Source organism: Flavobacterium sp. CFBP9031 (genome assembly GCF_034044945.1).
Taxonomy (GTDB): Bacteria; Bacteroidota; Bacteroidia; order Flavobacteriales; family Flavobacteriaceae; genus Flavobacterium.
Genome location: NZ_JAXCWF010000007.1, coordinates 276,945 through 297,422 on the forward strand (window position 1 = coordinate 276,945; position 20,478 = coordinate 297,422).

16 protein-coding genes are annotated in these 20,478 nt (G+C 32.9%); 7 read left to right on the forward strand and 9 right to left on the reverse strand.

All coding sequences use genetic code 11. The features are described 5' to 3' along the window. Positions 1–2 precede the first annotated feature (2 nt). On the reverse strand, positions 3–1,493 hold the full coding sequence (locus SOM12_RS13865) for an ankyrin repeat domain-containing protein (protein ID WP_320493854.1): 1,491 nt from the start codon (positions 1,491–1,493) through the stop codon (positions 3–5). A gap of 791 nt (positions 1,494–2,284) precedes the next feature. Here SOM12_RS13865 and SOM12_RS13870 point away from each other — a divergent pair. Beyond that, complete coding sequence (locus SOM12_RS13870) at positions 2,285–3,259, forward strand: ribonucleotide-diphosphate reductase subunit beta (protein ID WP_320493855.1); 975 nt, start codon at positions 2,285–2,287, stop codon at positions 3,257–3,259. An 18-nt stretch (positions 3,260–3,277) separates the two neighbouring features. Beyond that, a complete protein-coding gene (locus tag SOM12_RS13875; RefSeq protein ID WP_320493856.1) occupies positions 3,278–4,975 on the forward strand; it encodes a ribonucleoside-diphosphate reductase subunit alpha in 1,698 nt (565 codons plus the stop codon). Between the two features lie 189 nt (positions 4,976–5,164). Here the strand turns inward: SOM12_RS13875 and SOM12_RS13880 are convergent, their stop codons facing one another. Together SOM12_RS13880 and ribB are read right to left on the reverse strand one after the other, a co-directional pair. Then, complete coding sequence (locus SOM12_RS13880) at positions 5,165–5,737, reverse strand: Crp/Fnr family transcriptional regulator (RefSeq protein ID WP_172426917.1); 573 nt, start codon at positions 5,735–5,737, stop codon at positions 5,165–5,167. Then, positions 5,738–6,400: a 3,4-dihydroxy-2-butanone-4-phosphate synthase gene (gene ribB / locus SOM12_RS13885; RefSeq protein WP_320493857.1), complete on the reverse strand. Its 663-nt coding sequence runs from the start codon at positions 6,398–6,400 to the stop codon at positions 5,738–5,740. It abuts the gene before it with no gap. Between the two features lie 360 nt (positions 6,401–6,760). Here ribB and SOM12_RS13890 point away from each other — a divergent pair, with 360 nt between their 5' ends. Further along, entirely contained in the window at positions 6,761–8,515 is a 1,755-nt protein-coding gene (locus SOM12_RS13890; protein ID WP_320493858.1) for a hypothetical protein, read from the forward strand. A 138-nt stretch (positions 8,516–8,653) separates the two neighbouring features. Beyond that, positions 8,654–10,258: a Na+/H+ antiporter gene (locus tag SOM12_RS13895; protein WP_320493859.1), complete on the forward strand. Its 1,605-nt coding sequence runs from the start codon at positions 8,654–8,656 to the stop codon at positions 10,256–10,258. 109 nt (positions 10,259–10,367) lie between these two features. Here the strand turns inward: SOM12_RS13895 and SOM12_RS13900 are convergent, their stop codons facing one another. Next, positions 10,368–12,140: a MutS-related protein gene (locus tag SOM12_RS13900; protein ID WP_320493860.1), complete on the reverse strand. Its 1,773-nt coding sequence runs from the start codon at positions 12,138–12,140 to the stop codon at positions 10,368–10,370. Positions 12,141–12,202: 62 nt separating this feature from the next. Further along, positions 12,203–13,036 carry a universal stress protein gene (locus tag SOM12_RS13905; RefSeq protein ID WP_095930397.1) on the reverse strand — a complete coding sequence of 278 codons (834 nt, stop codon included), beginning with the start codon at positions 13,034–13,036 and terminating at the stop codon, positions 12,203–12,205. A gap of 181 nt (positions 13,037–13,217) precedes the next feature. Between SOM12_RS13905 and mnmE the strand changes: the two genes are divergently transcribed. After that, complete coding sequence (gene mnmE / locus SOM12_RS13910) at positions 13,218–14,618, forward strand: tRNA uridine-5-carboxymethylaminomethyl(34) synthesis GTPase MnmE (protein WP_320493861.1); 1,401 nt, start codon at positions 13,218–13,220, stop codon at positions 14,616–14,618. Positions 14,619–14,841: 223 nt separating this feature from the next. Next, positions 14,842–15,879, forward strand: a complete 1,038-nt coding sequence (locus SOM12_RS13915) for a threonine aldolase family protein (RefSeq protein WP_320493862.1) — start codon at positions 14,842–14,844, stop codon at positions 15,877–15,879. 166 nt (positions 15,880–16,045) lie between these two features. Here the strand turns inward: SOM12_RS13915 and SOM12_RS13920 are convergent, their stop codons facing one another. The 3 genes from SOM12_RS13920 to SOM12_RS13930 form a co-directional block, all read right to left on the reverse strand. After that, entirely contained in the window at positions 16,046–16,237 is a 192-nt protein-coding gene (locus SOM12_RS13920) for a cold-shock protein (RefSeq protein WP_095930400.1), read from the reverse strand. A 545-nt stretch (positions 16,238–16,782) separates the two neighbouring features. Beyond that, entirely contained in the window at positions 16,783–17,217 is a 435-nt protein-coding gene (locus SOM12_RS13925) for a GNAT family N-acetyltransferase (protein ID WP_320493863.1), read from the reverse strand. Between the two features lie 798 nt (positions 17,218–18,015). Further along, positions 18,016–18,321, reverse strand: a complete 306-nt coding sequence (locus SOM12_RS13930; protein ID WP_141248154.1) for a hypothetical protein — start codon at positions 18,319–18,321, stop codon at positions 18,016–18,018. Positions 18,322–18,696: 375 nt separating this feature from the next. Between SOM12_RS13930 and SOM12_RS13935 the strand changes: the two genes are divergently transcribed. Beyond that, the gene (locus SOM12_RS13935) at positions 18,697–19,416 is read left to right on the forward strand and encodes a hypothetical protein (RefSeq protein ID WP_320493864.1); all 720 of its coding nucleotides are present in this window, start codon (positions 18,697–18,699) and stop codon (positions 19,414–19,416) included. A gap of 142 nt (positions 19,417–19,558) precedes the next feature. Here the strand turns inward: SOM12_RS13935 and SOM12_RS13940 are convergent, their stop codons facing one another. Continuing rightward, positions 19,559–20,377, reverse strand: coding sequence for an alpha/beta fold hydrolase (locus SOM12_RS13940; RefSeq protein ID WP_320493865.1), 819 nt, complete (start codon positions 20,375–20,377; stop codon positions 19,559–19,561). Positions 20,378–20,478 lie beyond the last annotated feature (101 nt).

The window sequence follows — 20,478 nt, forward strand, 5'->3', positions numbered from 1 at the left end:
TTTTATTTTAAAAACTCAACTGAGATATTATTTTTGGTAAGTAGATCATTTTCTTTTGCTAAAGCATAAGCCGTTTCGTCAAACTCTGTGCTGATGTCTTTTTTAGCTCCTGCTGAAACTAAATATTTTAAAATAGCATCATCTTTAGAGGTCATTGCCGCTCTGTGCAAAGCCGTTAAACCATCTTTATTTTTAGCGTTGATGTCTACTTTTAAATCAGTTATTTTTTTAAGAAGAGACACGTCGTTTTTCGTAATCGCAATATGATACAAAGTGTTTCCATCTTTTTGAGGAGTTGCAAGGTTTAACCCTTTGTCTTGAAGTAATTTGGCTTTAGCATCAAAAGGATCTTTGGCCGCTTTTTCTCTTCCTGCAGGGCGATACGATTGTACTAAATAAACCCCTAAATTATTTCCGTCTTTATCTTTTACGTTTACATCTGCGCCTTTCGTCAAAAGTAAATTTACAGCATCTGGAGTTCCGTTTCTAACAGCAAAAGTCAAAGCCGATTCTCCTTTTAGATTTTGTGCATTTATGTTTTTAGCTTTCGGAAGAAACAATTCTAAAACAGCAGTTTCTCTAGCTCCAGCTGCTACCATAATTGGTGTATTTCCTTCTTTATCGGCGATGTTTGCATCAACATCTTTTCCTAAGAAATATTTAATGATCTCAGTTTGATTTGGTTTTCCAGCCAAGAAGTGTAATACATTTTGTCCCGCTTTATTTTGAGAAGTCGCTTTAATTTTTACTTCTTCAACCAAATATTTATAAGTTTCAAGAGTATTAGTTTCTCTACGGCTTCCTTGCGCAGCAAATAAAAGTGCATTGCTAGTTGGTTTAATGCCTTTTTCTAAAAGTTTTTTCAAAAGAGCAATATTACCAGATCTTGCAGCATATGTAAAAGCAGTGTTTCCGTCATTGTCAACATCTTTTAAAGACATTCCTTTTGTAGCAAAATAGTCAGCAGCTTTTAGATCTTTATCAGAAGCAATGGCTAAAAGTAAAAGGTTTGCTCCATTTGCATATTTTTTTGTCGGATTAAGTCCAGCTTTAAAGAAAGCGTCGTACATCGCAGCATCTGACTGACCGTTTGAAGCGGCGAAATCAGCAGGAGCAGTTCCGTGGCTGTCTTCAAAATTTATATCAGAACCTTTAGCAATTAAATATTGAACCAATTCCGTATTTCCTCTATAGGCAGCCCAGTGTAGGTAGATACGATTATCGTGCGTTAATTTTGTGATCGAATTTCCGGGTTGCTCCACTAAAAACTTGATAGTTGCAAAAGGAGCATCATTATTAATGGCCAACGTTGTAACATCAAATGCGTTAGCATTAGCTTCAGCTGGATTATTTCCTTTAGCGATTTCTGCCTGAACCGTTTCAACAGTCGGTGAAGTTTTCCAGAAAGCAGCATCTAGCAACGCGTTTTTTTGCTGAGCACTTACAAATAAAGTAGCAGCAAATGCAAAAGAAACGAAAAGATTCTTTTTCATATTTCGATAATTTATGGTTATTGAATTGTACAAGATTAAATTTATTTTTTGGGAATATTTTTATTCTATTTAGAATAAATAAAAATAAAAGCAAATGTAAAAATTAATATTCTTAAACCAAGAATAATTTGATGTAAAAGGGGAATTTGATGCTATTTTTCTAAAAATTAAGAATCCCTTAAGTAAATTTTAATTTTGTTTTAATTCGGTCTCTTTTTATAAGAAGAAAAAATGCTTTCGAGATGGTTTTCTAACTTTATGGAGATAATAAGTTTGAAAGCTAGGATTTGCGCTGCTAATTCATTTCTGAGATGTTGATTTTACTAGAATATTTTGCACTTTTAATATTTATTTTATTGTAAATATTTGTAATAAAGTATCTTATGATTTTTTATATCGATTTCGTTATTTAGAATTATTATTAATAAATAGCGTTTTTTTAATTTGAAATTCGATTTGAAAGTTCTCTTTTTTCAAATCGGATGTTGATAACTGTTTTGGTTTTCGACCTTAAAAAGCACTTTTTTTCATGTTGATAACTCAGCATTATTTTTAGGGAAACTGCTAGCTCATTGTAGATTACAGAGCAATATTTTCATGTTGATAAAATTTGCTTCATCCCGATTTTTTGAAGTTTTAAAACTGTTGATAATTGAGCAGATTTTTAACATCTAAAATTGGACAAAACAATAACTGTGGGCTAAATTTGTAAATATAGAAATCACGCTAATCCTCCCCAAAATAAGCGCTCGTATTTCTATTTCAAAATAGTCACTTAAAACTCTATATATATGTCAATTTTTGATAAAAGAATCAATTATAAACCTTTTGAATATCCTGAGGTTCTGCAATTTACCGAAGCTATTAATAAAGCTTATTGGGTACACACTGAAGTAGATTTTACTGCCGACACGCAAGACTTTCATGCACATTTGGATTTAGCAGAAAAAACAGCAATTAAAAATAGTTTATTGGCTATTGCACAAATTGAGGTAGCCGTAAAAAGTTTTTGGGGTAATATATACGAGCATTTTCCAAAACCAGAATTTAACGGATTGGGAACTACTTTTGCAGAATGCGAATTTAGACATTCTGAAGCCTATTCTCGTTTGTTGGAAGTTTTAGGGTATAATGATGAATTTGAAAAGCTATTGGATGTTCCTGTAATTCGCAGACGTGTAGATTATCTTTCGAATGTATTGAAAGACACGAAGTCTCAGGACAATAGAAAATACATGGTGTCACTAATTTTGTTTAGTATTTTGATTGAAAACGTTTCTCTTTTCAGCCAATTTGCCATTTTATTGTCATTCACAAGATTCAAAGGATATATGAAAAATGTGAGCAATATTATTGCTTGGACATCAATCGATGAGCAAATTCATGCTAATGGCGGAATTTATATCATTAACAAAATTCGTGAAGAGTTTCCAGAGTATTTCGATGCAGGGACTTTAAAATTAATTAGAGAAACAGTTAAAGAATCAATTTCTGTTGAAGCAGATATTTTAGATTGGATTTTTGAAGATGGAGCGATTGAAACAATAAATAAAGAAGATTTGGTTAACTTCATGAAATTTAGAATTGATGAAAGTTTGAAACAAATCAATATCGAAACTATCTTTAATGTTTCTCCAGAAGAATATTCAAAAATGACTTGGTTTGAAGAAGAAGTTTTTGCAAACAGTTTAGATGATTTCTTTGCGAAACGTCCAGTAGAATATACAAAACACGACAAGAGTATCACAGCAAACGATCTTTTCTAATACAAGCCCATAATACATATGAATACGATAGACACAAACCCAGCAAATAACAATTTTGAGCCACAAAACGATGCTAAAATGTGGTGGAAAAATTCTGAAAGTGAACAGATTTTAAATCGCGGTTATCTTTTAAAAGGAGAAACTGTAGAAGGAGCAATCGATAGAATTTGTACCGCCGCAGCTAGAAGGCTTTACAAACCAGAATTGAAAGAATCTTTCATGGAAATGATCGAAAGAGGTTGGATGAGTATCAGTTCGCCAGTTTGGGCAAATATGGGAACAGAAAGAGGTTTGCCAATTTCTTGTTTTAATGTGCATGTTCCAGATAAAATTGAAGGAATTACACATAAGCTTGGAGAAGTAATCATGCAAACTAAAATCGGAGGAGGAACTTCTGGTTATTTTGGTGAATTGCGTGAACGCGGAAGTGCTGTAACTGATAACGGAAAGAGTAGTGGAGCAGTAAGTTTCATGAAGCTTTTTGATACAGCTATGGATACTATTTCGCAAGGCGGAGTTCGTCGTGGTGCATTTGCAGCTTATTTGGATGTAGATCATCCAGATATCGAAGAGTTCTTGAAAATTAAAAGTATTGGAAACCCAATTCAGAACTTGTTTACAGGGATCTGTGTGCCAGATTACTGGATGCAAGAAATGATTGATGGTGATGCAGAAAAAAGACAAATTTGGGCAAAAGTATTAGAAAGCCGTCAGCAAAAAGGGTTGCCTTATATTTTCTTTAGTGACAACGTAAATAAAAATAAACCACAAGTTTATAAAGATCAGAATTTAAGAATCAATGCCAGTAATTTGTGCAGTGAGATTATGCTTCCGTCAACTCATGATGAATCATTTATCTGCTGTCTGTCTTCTATGAACTTAGAGTTGTATGAAGAATGGAAAGATACTGAGGCAGTAAAATTAGCGATCTTTTTCTTAGATGCTGTTTTACAGGAATTCATCGAAAAAACAGAAGGAAACTATTATCTTTCTGCAGCTAATAAATTTGCTAAAAGACACCGTGCATTAGGTTTAGGAGTTTTAGGATGGCATTCTTATTTACAGAAAAATATGATTCCGTTTGAAGGAATGGAAGCAAAAATGAAAACAACAGAGATTTTCAAACATATTAGCGATAAAGCCGATAAAGCAAGTCAAGAACTTGCTAGAATTTATGGTGAGCCAGAATTGTTAAAAGGTTACGGAAGACGTAATACAACCACAATGGCAATTGCACCAACGACTTCATCTTCTGCAATTTTAGGACAAACTTCGCCAGGAATTGAACCTTTTAGCAGTAATTATTATAAAGCTGGATTAAGCAAAGGTAATTTCATGCGTAAAAATAAATACCTTAAAAAACTGTTGGAAGAAAAAGGATTGGATAACGAAGAAGTTTGGAGAGGTATTATGCTAAACGGAGGAAGTGTTCAACATATGGAACAATTGACTCAGCAGGAAAAAGATGTTTTCAAAACATTCAAAGAAATAAGCCAGTTAGAAATTGTGCAGCAAGCTGGAATTCGTCAGAAATTTGTTGATCAAGGACAGAGTTTAAATCTTAATATTCCAGCAGAATTAGCCATTAAAGATGTAAACCGTTTGATGATCGAAGCTTGGCAGCAAGGAGTTAAAAGTTTGTACTACCAAAGAAGCCAAAGTGTTTCTAAAGAATTGGTAACAAGTCTTGTTTCTTGCAGCAGTTGTGAATCATAAAAATCATAAAGCCGAATCTTAAATTTGATTCGGCTTTTTTATTCATATCTATTTGTCATTCCGAGGAACGAGGAATCACACGCGAAAATCCACAAAGATTTTCCACGTAGTTTTGTCATGTCGACGGAGGAGACCCGAGCAATAGCGAATTGGCGAAGCACATCTCCGCAAGTAACTCCGTAATCAAAATCAAACTTTCGACTTCAACCGACTCAAAGTTTCCTGAGAAATATTAATGTAAGAAGCTACAATTTTATTAGGAAGCCGTTTTACAATTGCGGGATTTATTTTCAATAGCTGATGATATCTTTCCAAGGCATCCATAGTGGTAAATGACATTAAACGATTGGCATTATTTACATACGCTTTCTCCAAATAATTGCTGTAAAATGTTCTCCATTCTGGAATAATTTTCATTAAATGATTAAAATCCTCATGTGAAATACTTAATAGTTCAGATTTTTCAATAACCTGAATGTTTTCAGTCGCGGGCATTTTGGTAATAAAACTTACCAAAGCGGTAGCAAACTGATTTTCAAAAGCAATATATCGTGTAACGTCTTTTCCTTCTTCATTTATAAAAAAGATTCTTAAACAGCCTTTTGCAACAAAAAAAGTTTCATGACTAATTTGACCTTGAGCTAGCAAGATTTCATTTTTTCCTTTTTTTATAAGTTTGAAATAAGAGAGAATGGTTTCTAGATCTTCATCAGAAACGTCAATGCTTTTTCGAATGGAATTGCTAAGCTGTTCGTATATCATTTAATTATAATCTCTAACGAATTTGCGGTAATGAATAATATCTTCAATAGATAAAACCACCAAATCGTGTTCTTGCGCAAAGCTAATGATTTTGTCTAGTTTAGCCATGCTTCCATCTTCGTTCATCAATTCGCAGAGAACAGCTTCGGGTTGTAAACCCGCCAATTTCATTAAATCGACACTTCCTTCGGTGTGGCCGTTTCTACCTAGAACGCCATTATCGTTTGCTCTAAGTGGAAAAATATGTCCCGGTTTTGCTAAATGTTCTGGTTTTGCATTTGTTGCAATCGCTGTTTTTATAGTGGTAATTCGATCTTTTGCCGAAACTCCAGTCGTCACTCCGTTTTTAGCTTCAATAGTTATGGTAAACGGAGTTTGAAAACTGCTGGTATTTTCTTTTACCATGTAGGGGAGTTCTAATTCGTTTGCTTTTTCGTTAGTAAGACAAAGACAAACGATACCGCTGCATTCGCGAATCATTAATGCCATATCCTGAACGTTGATATGATGTGCAGAAAAGATAAGATCGCCCTCGTTTTCACGGTTTTCATCGTCGGTTACCAAAACGCCTTTTCCGCTTTTAAGCTGTTCTAAAGCGTTTTCAACACGTTCTTTACTCGAAATTCCAAATTGCACTAACGGACTTAATTCTGTACTGATCATAAAATTTTTTTATAAATAATAAGAAACAAATCTAAAGTAGTTTGAGGCTAAAAAGTTTGATATAGGTCAATAAAAAGAACTTTAATGTTTTTTTCGAAATATTAAAACAATCGCTTTAAATTTTAGTGCATTATTTTTTAATAAATCATAGACAAAAAACAGGTATTTATACCTGTTTTTATTTATTTGTAAGAATTTATTAGCTTAAAATTTAAAATTTAACTTTTTTTTAAGTTTATTTGTTAACAATTGTTTAGTTTTTAACTTGTTGCTTTTTTTAATTTAAGTAGTTCAAGTAGGCAAATAAAAATTAGAAACAAACAGAATTTTCGAAATAAATTAACCAATAACCCCAAGCTTATGAAAAAAATTTTACTATTAACAATTCTATTATTTGCAATTAAAAGTTTTGGACAAGATGAAAATCTGAACCTGAAAAATGCAAAAGCAGATTTTAAGAAATTATCTGCTGATTATGAAACAAAAGAAAAAGAAGTTAAAACAAGTCAAATTGAGTTAAATGAATTATTGGAAAAAGTAAAAAACGATCCAAATTCAAAGTATTCAGATGAGTTAACAAAGAAAGTGAAGGAAGTTGAAGAACAAAAAAAAGTTTTAAACAGTTTTTGTGAAAAATCTGAAAATTATAAAGCTTTTTATTTGGATAAAGGAATAACAATTGCTCAAATAAATGAATTTTTTAAGCATAAGTGCACTGTCAATAACGAACAAGAAGTTTCTGCTAAAAAAGAATACAAAACATATCTTTATTATGGGGAAGATATGGTTATAAAGGAGTTCCCAAAGACAAATGATGAAAATTTTGATCAAATAATTCAAAAAGTATTATCTGCAAAAAGTGAATCATATTTAGGAGATATTATAATTCCTAAAGAAAATCAGGAATTTAAATTTTATATTAGTAAAGAAAGATGGGCACAGTATAATTCCAGTTTTCCTACATTAAAGATTAAGTCACAAGAAAAGGCTTCATTTGTTCAGCTTGAAAAAAAGTTTAAATTTAAAAGTGTTGCTTTTGAGATTTGTGATGGATTTATAGCTGATGTTAAAATTTTAATATTAGATGAAAAAGGAAATGAACATTTGTTTGAAAATAGATCTTCAATTAGCTTTTTAAATTTTTCAAATTCAGCGCCTAATAATTTTATTTCATACAAACACCCTGTTAACCAAAGTGAAACTGTCAACTTTGATGAATTTCATGATCTACGCATTAGATTGTCAGACGTTTTAGTTTATATACCGAAACCAGGTTATAATTATATACCAAATGATGTAACTTTTACTTTTCCTACTAAAGATAAAAATGGAGACGCGTTAAATAAAGTAAACGCTGTTAAATATGAAATAAAAGAAACTACAACTTTACAAAATGTTATAGAATTAAGAGCCTATACTGATTTCTTAGCGCTTTTTACGGATTCTGCGAATGGATTAGTTCAATTGCAAGGAAAAGGGGATTTCTATATTTTTCCATTTAAAGTTAGTTTGTCTAATACTGATCTGAGATTAGTAGATAAGATTTCGCCATATGTTAATTTCTCTCGTTTAGATGCTGATGTTCGAGGTGTTGAAACAACATTTGACAGCGGTTTGAATAAATATACAATTAATAATAGTACAGATTTATTGCAAAAGGCATATTTAGAAATGGGGGCTAAACTTAATCTTTTTAATTGGAGATTTGCTAAATCTGTACCTTTTAGATTTATTAGCTATTTTCCATTTCGCTATCAAATTGCCGATGTAAAACTGCAAGATCAACTTACAAATGTTCAAGGTTTAGGCTTGGGACTTGGTTTTACTTTTGAGTTTAAGCGATTTAATAATTTTGGTTTTAACTATTCGCTCGAATTTTCTAAGTATAGTTTTATAGATTATAATTCTATTCCAGAATTAGAGCTTCCCCGTGCCTATTCGGTGTTTCGTAACGAAGCCGAAGTTTATTATCATCCTGATTCAGATAAAAGGCAAGCTATTTTCTTAAGATTAAAGACATTTAATAATTATAGTAATCATGAAGCTTTTTATCAGCTCCAATTTGGATATCGCTTCTCAATCGGAATCTCTGAAGTAAAAGCTAAAGCACAATAAAAATTAAAACTCCAAGATTATTTTTCTTGGAGTTTTTTTTATTTCATTTTGTCAGTAAAGGATGGTTTTTCTAATTAATAGAAAATAGTAATTTAGTAGTTTTTTAAATAAAGTTTTCAAAACTCAAAACCACCTCAAATGGAGAATATTACCGTAATTATAATGCTGCTTTTTGGCGTTGCATTTCTTAGTCTTGTTAGTAAAAGATATAATTTCCCGATTCCGATTGTTTTGGTTTTATGTGGTGTTGTGATCAGTGTTGTTCCGGGACTTCCTGTTATTGCTTTGAGCCCAGAAATAGTGTTTATTATATTTCTACCGCCTCTTTTGTATCATGCAGCTTGGCATACGAGCTGGTCTGATTTTAAGCAATCCATACGTCCGATAACTTTTGCCGCTGTTGGTTTGGTCTTTTTTACGACAGGATTAGTGGCTGTTTTTGCACATTGGCTTATTGAGGATATGTCTTGGCCGTTAGCTTTTTTGCTTGGGGCAATTGTTTCGCCTCCCGATGCGGTTTCTGCAACAGCCATTACAAAAGGTTTAGGGCTTAATCCGAGATTAATTGCTATTCTAGAGGGAGAAAGTTTAGTAAACGATGCTAGTGGTCTTGTGGCGTACAAATATGCGCTTACGGCAATCACAGCAGGTAATTTTGTTTTATGGCAGGCAGGATTAAATTTTGTCTTAATGTCGGTTTTGGGTATTGCAATAGGTTTAGCGGTTGGTTATATCATGTTCTATATCCATAAAAGATTTGTTTGTGATGATATTATCGAGGTAACACTAACATTATTGACTCCATTTGCTTCGTATTTGCTTGCCGAGCATTTTGAAGGCTCAGGAGTTTTGGCTGTGGTAACGACAGGTCTTTTTCTGGCGGCGAGATCGGGAACGATTTTTTCTCACGAAAGCCGAATTATGACGAATACGATTTGGGATGTACTCAATAATATTCTAAACGGTTTGATATTTATTTTAATCGGACTTCAGTTGAGGCAGATTATTGCTGGAATCAGTAATTATTCGGGAAATTCTTTACTTATCTGGGGTGCAGTTATAAGTATAGTGGTGATTTTGGTTCGTTTCTTATGGGTTATTCCAGCAACGATGATTCCAAGAATGATCAGTAAAAAGATTCGGGAGAAAGAACAATTTGATTACCGAAATATGATCATTTTTGGCTGGTCTGGAATGCGCGGTGTAGTTTCTATGGCCGCAGCTTTGGCGCTTCCGCTAATGTTGAATAAAACAGAAGAATTTCCGCTTCGAAATTTAATTATCTATTTGGTTTTCTGCGTTATACTTTCGACTTTGGTAATACAAGGTCTTACGCTTCCATGGCTTATCAAAAAACTGAAAATTGAGAGATACTCGATATTGGCAGAAGAGTATAATATTAGAAATGTGATTGTCTCTGAAACTATCGCCCATATTGAAGATAATTTCTCCTTGCTGAATGATGAATTGCTTCATAATATTAAAAGTAAATATGAGGTAAAATTCAACCGTCTGCAAAAGACCGAACTTCCTGCCAATTTCTTCGGAAATGGAAAGCTTCTTGGAGGCGAAATCTTTAATGATTTTACTAAAATTCAAATCGATCTGCTGAATGTAGAACGTGCAAAATTAGAATCGATGCATAAATTGGGTTCTGTAAACGAAGAAATCTTCCGTAAAATAGAAAAAGAACTCGATTTGGAAGAAACGCGTTTGTGGATGGAAATGTACGAGGAAAACTAATTGTAAATTGTAAATTGTGAATTGTGAATTGTGAATTGTGAATTGTGAATTGTGAATTTCTTCTTTACACACAGAGAATAATTAATAATTTACCATTTACAATTCACCATTAAATTACGTTCATTTTCTGCATTAAAAATGTAGCACTTTTGTTCTTGCAGATTCCGTTTCGGAGTTTGTAATCGAAGTGAAGATCGTTGTTTTGAATTTCAACTTCGAAACATTGATTGGTTAAAATTTCAGGATATTCATTCGTAGTCAGACAAACTTCAATATCGTGTGTTGCGATGGCTCCGATTGCTTTTTTAGAAATTATTTTCTTCACGACCTCGATTGTTCCGTTTCTTTTATCGTCGGAATTTGTACCTCTCAAAATCTCATCTAATAAAACAAAAGCAGGCTGATTTTCAAGAGCATCCATGATCTGTTTTAAACGTTTAATTTCAGCAAAAAAGTAAGATTCAGAATCGGATAAAGAATCTGACAATCGCATTGAAACTAATACTGGAAGTGGATGAATCTTAGCTTCTGATGCACAAACAATAGAGCCAATTCCGCCAAGCACCATATTGATTCCCAAACTTCTTAAAAACGTACTTTTTCCTGACATGTTAGATCCAGTTAGAATCACAAAAGATTGCGGGAAAAATTGCGTGTCATTTCCAACTCTTGTAGCAGGATTAAGCAATGGATGACTTAGATTTTTAAATTCGATTTTATATTCAGAATTGATTTCAGGGAAAACGAAATCGTCGTTGTTGTACGCTAAATTAGCCAGACTGTTTAATGCTTCAATTTCGCCAATAATAGAAATCCAATGATTCATTTCAGAAGCATAATCTTCTTTCCATTTTAAAAGCGCTCTTAAAACGTGGAGATTGAATAAAAAAGTTCCATTAAACAAAGTCGCTGTCACAAAGTTATTTATCGTATCCATTCTCGAAAACAACTCCGAAAGCTGTTTTAAATGCTGACTTGCTTTGGCATTTTTAAAATTAAGCTGTTCTTGTAAACGAATTAGTTTTTTAGATTGAAAAGATTCGCGTTCGATTTTTTCAATCAATAAACTGTATTGCTTTATGATTTTATCGACATTATCTGCTTTAGCTATTTCCGATTGAATTCTCTTTACAGCTCTTCCTAAAACAATTAGATTGGCAATAAAGACATACGTTAAATAAGAAAGTATAATGGTTTTTGATGTAATAAAATACGCAGTCAGAAATCCAAAAAATGTGACTGGAAGAATAAATGATAATGCAACTAAAACTTTAGGTAATGAATTATTTGTAAAAGAAGTCCAGTGCTTTATCGCTTCATAAGATTGTTTGGAATCTTCACTAATAATTGACAAAGCCTGAAATTCCTGTCTCCAATCGATTTTACTTTTTAATTCGTTTACAGCTTCTTGATTTTCTAAAATTTCAGCTTTAGGCAGTGTATGCAGTAATAACTCTGCAAGTGTTTTTTTTCCGATAAAAGAAGCGGTTCTGTTTAGATTTTGGAATAACGAATGTTCTCCAAAAATATCCAAATCGTAAGCATACGGATGATGGTAATCTATAAATTCAACTCCATTTTCGAAAGAAGTTTTCTCTCTTTTCAAAAAAGAAATTTCATTCTGATTAATCTTTAAAAGTGTTTCTGCAAGCAATCTTTGAAAAGATACTGGAGAATGTATTTTCATAAAAAAAATAAAACCAGCAAAAGATAAAACAGCTAGAATAACATAAAGTATTTCGTTTGTTTTGATGTAATAAAACATAAAAAACAAAAAAAGAAAAATACTTAATAGCCTCAAAAGGCTTATGCTGTTGTATTTTTTGTTGGTTTTATTATAGAGTTCCGAGTATTTTGCAACGTTATCTGGATATGCTTTCATTCTATTATTTTGCTTGAAATACAAATATAGCTTTTAAGTTACAAAATCATCAAGGATTGAAATTAATCTTCGTGCATTACCAAAATCGGAATAGTTACTTCTTTGGCTATTTTTTTTGAAAAACTGGAGTCAAATATACTTTCAAAGAACGAACGTTTATGTGTTATTGTGGTTAGAACATCAATGTCTTTGTAAAGAATAAAATCAAGAATGGTTTCTTTGACATCATCACTTGGTAAAACTAAAAATTCCACATTTTCTTCAGCAAAATCTCTTTCCCATTCTTTTCGGGTTTCCTCTGTAACATCGGAATTAGAAGTTTTAACGTATAAACTCTTTACTTTAGCACCAGTTTTTTTAGCGATTTTCAGGATTTTTTTAAGTTCTTTTTTGTCTTTTTCTCGGTAGCGTGTCGTAAAGCCAATCGTTTTTACCTTTTTGTATTTGGCGTCGATAGGAACACACAAAACAGGAACTTCGACCCCAGAAATTACAGATTCGGTATTGGAACCCGTGAAAAATTTAGTCCAGTCAGAAGCGCTGTTGGTTCCCATAATTACAAAATCGACTTGGTCTTCTTCGACCGCATTTTTAAGATTGTAAATTAGATCACCATCCATTAAACGGTGTTTGATTACAATATCTTCTAGATTACGTTCGGCAGCAATTGTTCTCAATTTCGGAATTTCATCCTTAAACATTTCAAATTTTGCTAACTCAATGGAGCTGTATATAGAAGCATAATTCTCTGGAAAGAATTGGCTGTCGTAAACAGGTATCTCGAATGTATGAAGTAAGATTAATTCGGCGTTTACAACTTTAGCAAATTCTAAAGCATGAACAAATGCATTGGTAGCAGCGTCAGAGAAATCGGTTGGAAATAATATCTTTTTCATAGTATTTAAGATTAAGGTTTGTCTCTCAAATTTACTCATTCTGCGTAGAAATTAACCTGACATTTATCAGTATTTTAACACTTAATGATTTATTAATATGAATTATTGCGAAGATTTCTTGTTGGATTGAGGACAAGATTGTACCGAAAAGAAATTAAGCCTTTTTTTATACCTTTGCAGCATGATAAATCAAGATTCTATAGTTGCTTTAGCTACGCCTTCAGGAGCTGGAGCTATCGCCATAATTCGTATTTCTGGAGCTGAAGCCATTACAATTGGTAATTCGGTTTTTAAATCTATTAAAAACAAAGACTTAACCAAACAGAAAACGCATACACTCCATTTAGGGCATATTGTAGATGGAAGCAAAACGCTAGACGAAGTTTTGGTTTCGGTATTTAAAGGTCCAAACTCGTACACGGGTGAAGATACTATTGAAATTTCGTGTCACGGATCTACTTATATTCAACAGCAGATTATTCAGTTATTGCTTCGAAATGGATGTAGAATGGCAGATGCAGGTGAGTTTACTTTAAGAGCTTTTTTAAACGGAAAATTAGATTTATCGCAGGCAGAAGCAGTCGCAGATTTGATTTCGTCAGATAACGAAGCTTCTCACCAAATTGCGATGCAGCAAATGCGTGGCGGATTCAGTAATGAAATTGCAAAACTTAGAGAAGAGCTTTTAAATTTTGCTTCTTTAATTGAATTGGAATTGGATTTTGCAGAAGAAGATGTAGAGTTTGCTGACAGAACACAGTTTCATGAGCTATTAAACCGAATCGAATTTGTTTTAAAACGCTTAATTGATTCGTTTGCTGTTGGAAATGTGATTAAAAACGGAATTCCAGTTGCAATTGTAGGTGAACCAAATGTTGGTAAATCGACGTTATTGAATGCTTTGTTGAATGAAGAAAGAGCAATTGTTTCGGACATTGCTGGAACAACTCGTGACACCATCGAGGACGAATTGGTTATTGGCGGTATCGGATTTAGATTTATTGATACGGCTGGAATTCGTGATACTAAAGATGTTGTAGAAAGCATCGGAATTAAGAAAACATTCGAAAAGATTGATCAAGCGCAAGTTGTGATTTATTTATTTGACGGATTGAAATTTCAGGCTTCAAGCTCTGATTTTGTTTCAGAAATAGAACAGATCAAAAATAAATATCCATTGAAACCGCTGCTTATTGTAGTCAATAAAAGAGATATTTTATCGGATGATGAAGTGCAAAACATCAAGATTAAATTGGAGAATTTGAATGCAAAACTATTATTGATTTCTGCGAAAGAAAAAATAGGAGTAGAGGATTTAAAAAATGAATTATTATCTTTTGTAAATACAGGTGCACTTCGTAATAACGAAACAATTGTCACTAACACGAGACATTACGATTCATTATTGAAAGCTTTAGATGAAATTCAGAAAGTAAAATTCGGTTTAGAATCTGGCCTTTCTAGTGATCTTATGGCGCTTGATATCCGCGAAGCTTTATACCAATTTGGACTTATTACAGGTCAGGTTTCAAATGATGAGTTGTTGGGGAATATATTTGCTAATTTCTGCATCGGCAAGTAGAAGGCGCAAAGAAATACTAAGAAAAAGAAGTAAAAGAGTTAAAATGTTTAAGGAGCATTTTAGCTCTTTTTTTTATTACTTTTTGGGAAGATGGGAGAGACTGGATTTGACCAAGTTACTCGTTCAGCTGCAAATCCTGTATGATATTTTGCTGCAAGAAATAAATTATTAGTCGCTTAGAGGAAAAGAAATCTATTAGCTTTGCGCTTCTAAATTTTATTTTATGTACAGTTTTAAAAATGATTACTCTGAAGGGGCGCATCCGGATATTCTTAAAAGTCTGGTGGAGAATAATTTTGACCAGCAGAATGGATACGGGGAGGATGATTATTCTTTAAAGGCTAAAGAATGCCTGAAAGAAAAAATGAATAATCCTGATGCGGCTATTTATTTTGTGTCTGGAGGAACCCAAGCTAACCTTCTTGTAATATCTGCTTTACTGCGTACCCATGAAGCCGTCATCAGTGCTGAAACAGGACATATTTTTGCCAATGAAACCGGGGCAATCGAACTTACTGGCCATAAGGTAATCGCAGTTCCAACACAGAACGGTAAATTAACGGCCGCTGATATTCAGAATACTTTTGACTCCTATCAGCTGAGGCCTCATGTGGTTAAGCCCAAATTAGTCTATATCTCCAATTCCACAGAAATAGGAACTTTTTATAATAAAGCGGAGCTTTTAGAACTTGCAGAGGTATGTAGGTCGCTTAACTTATTTCTTTTTATGGACGGTGCCCGACTCGGCCATGCACTTACTGCTGAAGCTAATGATCTTACCTTATCTGATGTTTCAAATCTTACCGATGTGTTTTATGTTGGTGGAACAAAAAATGGCGCTCTATTCGGTGAAGCTATCGTATTTAAGAATTCACAAGTGTGCAGCGAATTTGATTATGTTCTCAAGCAGCGCGGTGCTCTTCTGGCAAAAGGAAGGGTGTTGGGAATCCAGTTCTATGAGCTCTTTAAGGAAGATTTGTATTTTGTTCTGGCAGAAAAAGCCAATAAGTATGCTGCGCAGATTGCCGAAGCGATTAAAGAGGCTGGTTATGAATTTTTAACCGAATCTGCCACCAACCAGATTTTTCCGATTCTGCCTAAAACTGTGATCAGCTCGCTACATGAAAAGTTTGCATTTTATGTCTGGAAAGAGATTGATGAGAGCAGGTCAGCTGTACGTTTAATCACTTCTTGGGCAACGGATCAGAAAAGCGTGAATGAAATTATAGAGGATATTAAAAACAGCAGTGTTCTGGAATAGCAGTTTCGCCGTATGCTTAAAAAAAGGTTTGCCAGTAACACTTTAAGCGAAAAAGTTGCAATCACAAATTAAATCTCTGTGGACTACATAATGATTATTAGAAATCATTTAAATAAAAAAGCACCTGTTTTTGGACAGGTGCTTTATAAACTAGTACTATAGTATATTATGCTACGATTACGTTTACTGCGTTTGGACCTTTTCGGCCTTCTTGGATGTCATATCGAACTGAATCGTTTTCACGGATGTTTTCTGATAGACCTGAGGCATGGACAAAAATTTCGTTTCCTCCATCATTAGGAGTTATAAATCCGAATCCTTTTTCCTCATTGAAAAATTTTACTGTACCTTCTTGCATATTAAATATTTAATTTGGCCAAATGTACTCTATTAAATAGTAGCAGCTTCAGATTTTTTTAAAATTGTGTTTTAATTAACTTTAAGTGCAGACAATCCAATTTTATGGAATATGAACAATCTTTGAAAAAAATGCAACTCATCTGATCTGCATTTTTTTTTAATCAGCGTTCTCTGCTTTTCTTGATTTTGATCTTCTCCGGAAATAATGCCATTATTTTTTAGATTATATTATGCAAATGTTCCCGTTTTTTATAAAACATTGTGCCGTCATCTGACTTAATAATCTTCAATATACACAGAAATTTTAGGTTGTGTTTGGGGATATTAATACTATTTCTTTTATATTGGCCTCAACTGCTAGATTAAAATGTTCTCTGAAAAGCTAGATATTTTTCCAAATTATCGGATACATGACAAATGATCTTTTTTCAGACTTAAATTATTTCATTAAATTTGTAGGAATAAATGAGCCTATCTTACTTATTAATAGAGCTTTTCTGTTGTGCACTTTAGCAAAAAAAAACTTTCGTTTTCAAGTTTTTATCAGTGTAGTTTTTTTGATAGATATATCCTTCGATGCCCTTTTGGAAAATCTTTAATTTCACCAATTGGCTCATATCCGTTTTTTAAATAGAAATTTTCTGCTTGAAAGTCAAATGTATCCAGTATTGAGATTTCGGCTCCTTTTTCTTTCGCTGTTTTTTCAGCATATTGTAAAAGTAAAGTTCCGATCCCTTTTTTTCTATAACTTTCTTCTACCCACAAAACTTTTATTTCAAGCTCATTCCAATATCCAATTTCTGCTAATATTCCCCCAATCTCAGTTCCTTTTTCATTTTTGACTGTAAATTCTAATGGAGTGGAAATATGATTAGTTGCTGAAACTTTACTTAAATTGTATTCAATAATTCCGTCGATTATTTTTTTTGTGCTTTTCCTATCAAAATTTTCAACAGTAAATTCAAAAGTTTTTTCCATTTATGAAAGATTTTATTTAATTGCTATTTTTCCATCGGCTACAATCGAATCTAAATTATTTTAGAATCACTAATTGTCATTAAAAAAGAAAAGCTAATGTATTATTTTTGAAAATATTTTTGATCATTGTCAGAAGAATGTTGGAAAAACAGCTTAACTTTTAAAGAAATAAACAACACGTAAAGGCATGTAAGTACTTATATATTCAGTTACTTATTGTGAGAATAACGTGATTAAAAGAAAAGTATAACAATTGAAAAAAAGTTTGGAATTGCTTAATCCGTAGACACCAATTAAATGCATAATAGATTTAAATATAAGAGAATTTCAGTTTAGAGATACAGCTTATGTTTTGGAAGTTTTTAGAGTTTGAAATTGAATTAAAAATTCTAGCAGAAGGAGGAGTTAATCTTTCAAAATCTTCCAAAAGAACTTCCGAAAATTAATTGACCGGTTTATTTTTTCATCGGGAAGAAAGATTTTCAGACTAATCATGTCATTGCAGAAGAATATTTTAAACATCTCAAAGCACCAAAGAAGAAAATATTCCTGTTTGAAGATGCTGGACATTCCGTACTTATGGAAAAGCCTAAAGAAATTCAAAAAATAATTATCGAACAAATCCTAGATAAAAATTAAAAGCTGATCATAAATAAAAATAGGAGTCAATTCTGATGGTGAACCGAGTTTTATAGTAAAAAAAATGATACCAATATGGCACACAGTAATTGTTTAATATACTTGCGAATAGATTTCTCCACCGATGATTCTGTCGTTTTTTATTTTTACCCCTTCTATTTAATAATAGGTTGATTCTACATACGGATCGTAGATGTCTGCATCCCATTGATTATCATTAAACTCATCCAAAAGTTGATCGTCAGATTCTGGATCAATTATGCTTTCGTATTCGTTTAGGTCATGAGCTGCATGCAAAAACTCGCAGTCAAAGTCCGGTTCATCTTCACTTTTATGGTATAAATTGCCTAAAAGCTTTGAATTTTGTATGTGCTGAATTGCTGTATTTGTGAAATTCATGTCAGATTGTGTGCCAGATTGAGAAACTGATATAACAACCGGAAGGATTGCTGTTGCTTTTTTCATAATGTAATTCATTTCGTTTTGTATAAATTGTATATGCCAAAAATAATGTGCACTGCAATCTTTTTAGTTATACAATTCTGCTGTGGAGTTATATAATATCTTATCGATTACTAAAATTTTCATTTTTTGCATTGCATAAGAGAGCAGGGGACAACGTTAACATTAGATATATTCTATGCGGTTAAATGTTAATCGTGTGGTATTTTTTTTTGTATTTTCGTGAGGATTGGATAATTTGCGAACAGTTTCAAATTGCGAAAATAGTACGCTGTAAATCTTAAGTGAATTTTTCACAGTATAAGAAAAAGTGCGGCTTGGTTTTAATTTTAAAATTTAGAGGATTTTTGGGTTTGAGGTTTTTAACACTATTACTAAATGATTTATAATAAAGAGAATTTTCCAAAAGTATCTTCGGAACGCCATATTTCAGCTACCCTTTTAATGTATTCGATGTTTGGATTTTTGATTCTGGCAATGCTTTCTTTATTTATTGGATTACCTTTGAGTATGCAGCTGGAGTATAACAGTCCTTTATCTCAAGGAGAGCTAATCTTTGACCTTATATATTTTCCTCTACTGCTTTGGGGGATCTGGATTTTATTTAAGAATTATAAGCATCAGAAACAGAATAAAGTCATTTCAATTTCTGTTGATCGTTACGGCATGCACCAACACCAGTATAACGGTAATGTCGAAAGTGTTCTATATGAGGATCTGGAAAAGAGCACAGAAGCATATGTAAGTGATATCGATAGAAAAATTGGAACAAAATATTCCCCTGGCTATATTTTTGGATTTAAGAACGGGAAGCAGATTCCCATTCATTTTTCCAAAGCTGACAACGGGATGACTTATATTCCTAAAAATAAATACCTGCTGATTGGCCATTTTCTGCAGGGCGTCGTTTTATTTTGTCCACATATTAAGATTTCCCCGACTGTATATGCTGATTATTTTATTAATCCTGAGACTTTTGAATTTAATAGAAAAGCTCAGATAATTACATATTTTCTAATTTTTATTGTTCTGATCGTAATCCTAGTTTTAATCGATTTATTTATAAAATATACTAAAGGGTTCTCGATATTATTCTAAAGTAAAAATGCTAGATTTCTTGCATTGAATAGGAGGACTTCACGTAATGATGGGGTTTTCTCAAGCGATGTCTTTTTGTGCTATAAAAAAGCCATTAAACATTACATCTAATGGCCTTTTATTCTTGTTTTTACCTGCGTTCTTATTTTTTGATAAACTCTAAAATATCTTTATTGATAGTTTCTGCCTCTGTTGTAGGCATACCATGAGGAAATCCAGGATAAGAAATTAATTTTCCATTTTTCAAAAGAGCAGCAGCTTTAGATGCCTGATTATATGGAACGATCTGATCATCTTCTCCGTGAAGAACCAATACAGGTATATCTAAACTTTTCAAATCTTCAGTAAAATCGGATTCAGAGAAAGCTTTAATGCCTTCATAATGAGCCAGTACAGAACCCATCATTCCCTGACGCCACCAATTGTGTTTAATGCCTTCTTGAATTTCTTTTCCTTCACGGTTCCATCCGTAAAATGGAATAGGGAAATCATAAAAATATTGTGCTCTGTTAAATCCGGTTCCTTTTCTAATTTCGTCAAAAACAGACAATGGAACACCATCAGGATTTGCCTCATTTTTAATCATGATTGGTGTAACAGCACTAATAATAATTGCTTTTGAAACACGTCCTTTTCCATATTTTGCTGCGTAGCGAATTACTTCGCCTCCGCCAGTTGAGTGGCCAATATGAATCGCATCTTTTAAGTCAAGTGCAGCGGTCAATTCTGCTACGTCTGCAGCATAGGTCTCCATGTTGTTGCCTTCAGCACTTTGACCAGAACGACCGTGTCCACGTCTGTCGTGGGCAATAACTCTATATCCTTGTTTTAAGAAAAACATCATTTGCGCATCCCAGTCGTCTGCTGATAAAGGCCATCCGTGGTGAAAAACGATAGGTTGCCCTTTTCCCCAATCTTTATAATAAATTTCTGTTCCGTCTTTTACTGTAATTGTGCTCATTTTTTTGGTTTTTAAGATTAATAAAATTAAGAGTATCCTAATTTTGGTATTGTCGTTAAATTCTAAGTTTTATCATTTTTTATTTGACTTAGATTTCTTTG

Excerpts from the sequence above, each read along its gene's own strand:
- SOM12_RS13925 (WP_320493863.1), bottom strand. The coding sequence starts at position 17,217 with ATGGAAAAAACTTTTGAATTTACTGTTGAAAATTTTGATAGGAAAAGC.
- SOM12_RS13900 (WP_320493860.1), bottom strand. The coding sequence starts at position 12,140 with ATGAAAGCATATCCAGATAACGTTGCAAAATACTCGGAACTCTATAAT.
- SOM12_RS13940 (WP_320493865.1), bottom strand. The coding sequence starts at position 20,377 with ATGAGCACAATTACAGTAAAAGACGGAACAGAAATTTATTATAAAGAT.
- SOM12_RS13870 (WP_320493855.1), top strand. The coding sequence starts at position 2,285 with ATGTCAATTTTTGATAAAAGAATCAATTATAAACCTTTTGAATATCCT.
- ribB (WP_320493857.1), bottom strand. The coding sequence starts at position 6,400 with ATGATCAGTACAGAATTAAGTCCGTTAGTGCAATTTGGAATTTCGAGT.
- SOM12_RS13875 (WP_320493856.1), top strand. The coding sequence starts at position 3,278 with ATGAATACGATAGACACAAACCCAGCAAATAACAATTTTGAGCCACAA.
- SOM12_RS13920 (WP_095930400.1), bottom strand. The coding sequence starts at position 16,237 with ATGCAAGAAGGTACAGTAAAATTTTTCAATGAGGAAAAAGGATTCGGA.
- SOM12_RS13915 (WP_320493862.1), top strand. The coding sequence starts at position 14,842 with ATGTACAGTTTTAAAAATGATTACTCTGAAGGGGCGCATCCGGATATT.
- SOM12_RS13930 (WP_141248154.1), bottom strand. The coding sequence starts at position 18,321 with ATGAAAAAAGCAACAGCAATCCTTCCGGTTGTTATATCAGTTTCTCAA.
- SOM12_RS13890 (WP_320493858.1), top strand. The coding sequence starts at position 6,761 with ATGAAAAAAATTTTACTATTAACAATTCTATTATTTGCAATTAAAAGT.
- SOM12_RS13895 (WP_320493859.1), top strand. The coding sequence starts at position 8,654 with ATGGAGAATATTACCGTAATTATAATGCTGCTTTTTGGCGTTGCATTT.
- SOM12_RS13880 (WP_172426917.1), bottom strand. The coding sequence starts at position 5,737 with ATGATATACGAACAGCTTAGCAATTCCATTCGAAAAAGCATTGACGTT.
- SOM12_RS13935 (WP_320493864.1), top strand. The coding sequence starts at position 18,697 with ATGATTTATAATAAAGAGAATTTTCCAAAAGTATCTTCGGAACGCCAT.
- SOM12_RS13865 (WP_320493854.1), bottom strand. The coding sequence starts at position 1,493 with ATGAAAAAGAATCTTTTCGTTTCTTTTGCATTTGCTGCTACTTTATTT.
- SOM12_RS13905 (WP_095930397.1), bottom strand. The coding sequence starts at position 13,036 with ATGAAAAAGATATTATTTCCAACCGATTTCTCTGACGCTGCTACCAAT.
- mnmE (WP_320493861.1), top strand. The coding sequence starts at position 13,218 with ATGATAAATCAAGATTCTATAGTTGCTTTAGCTACGCCTTCAGGAGCT.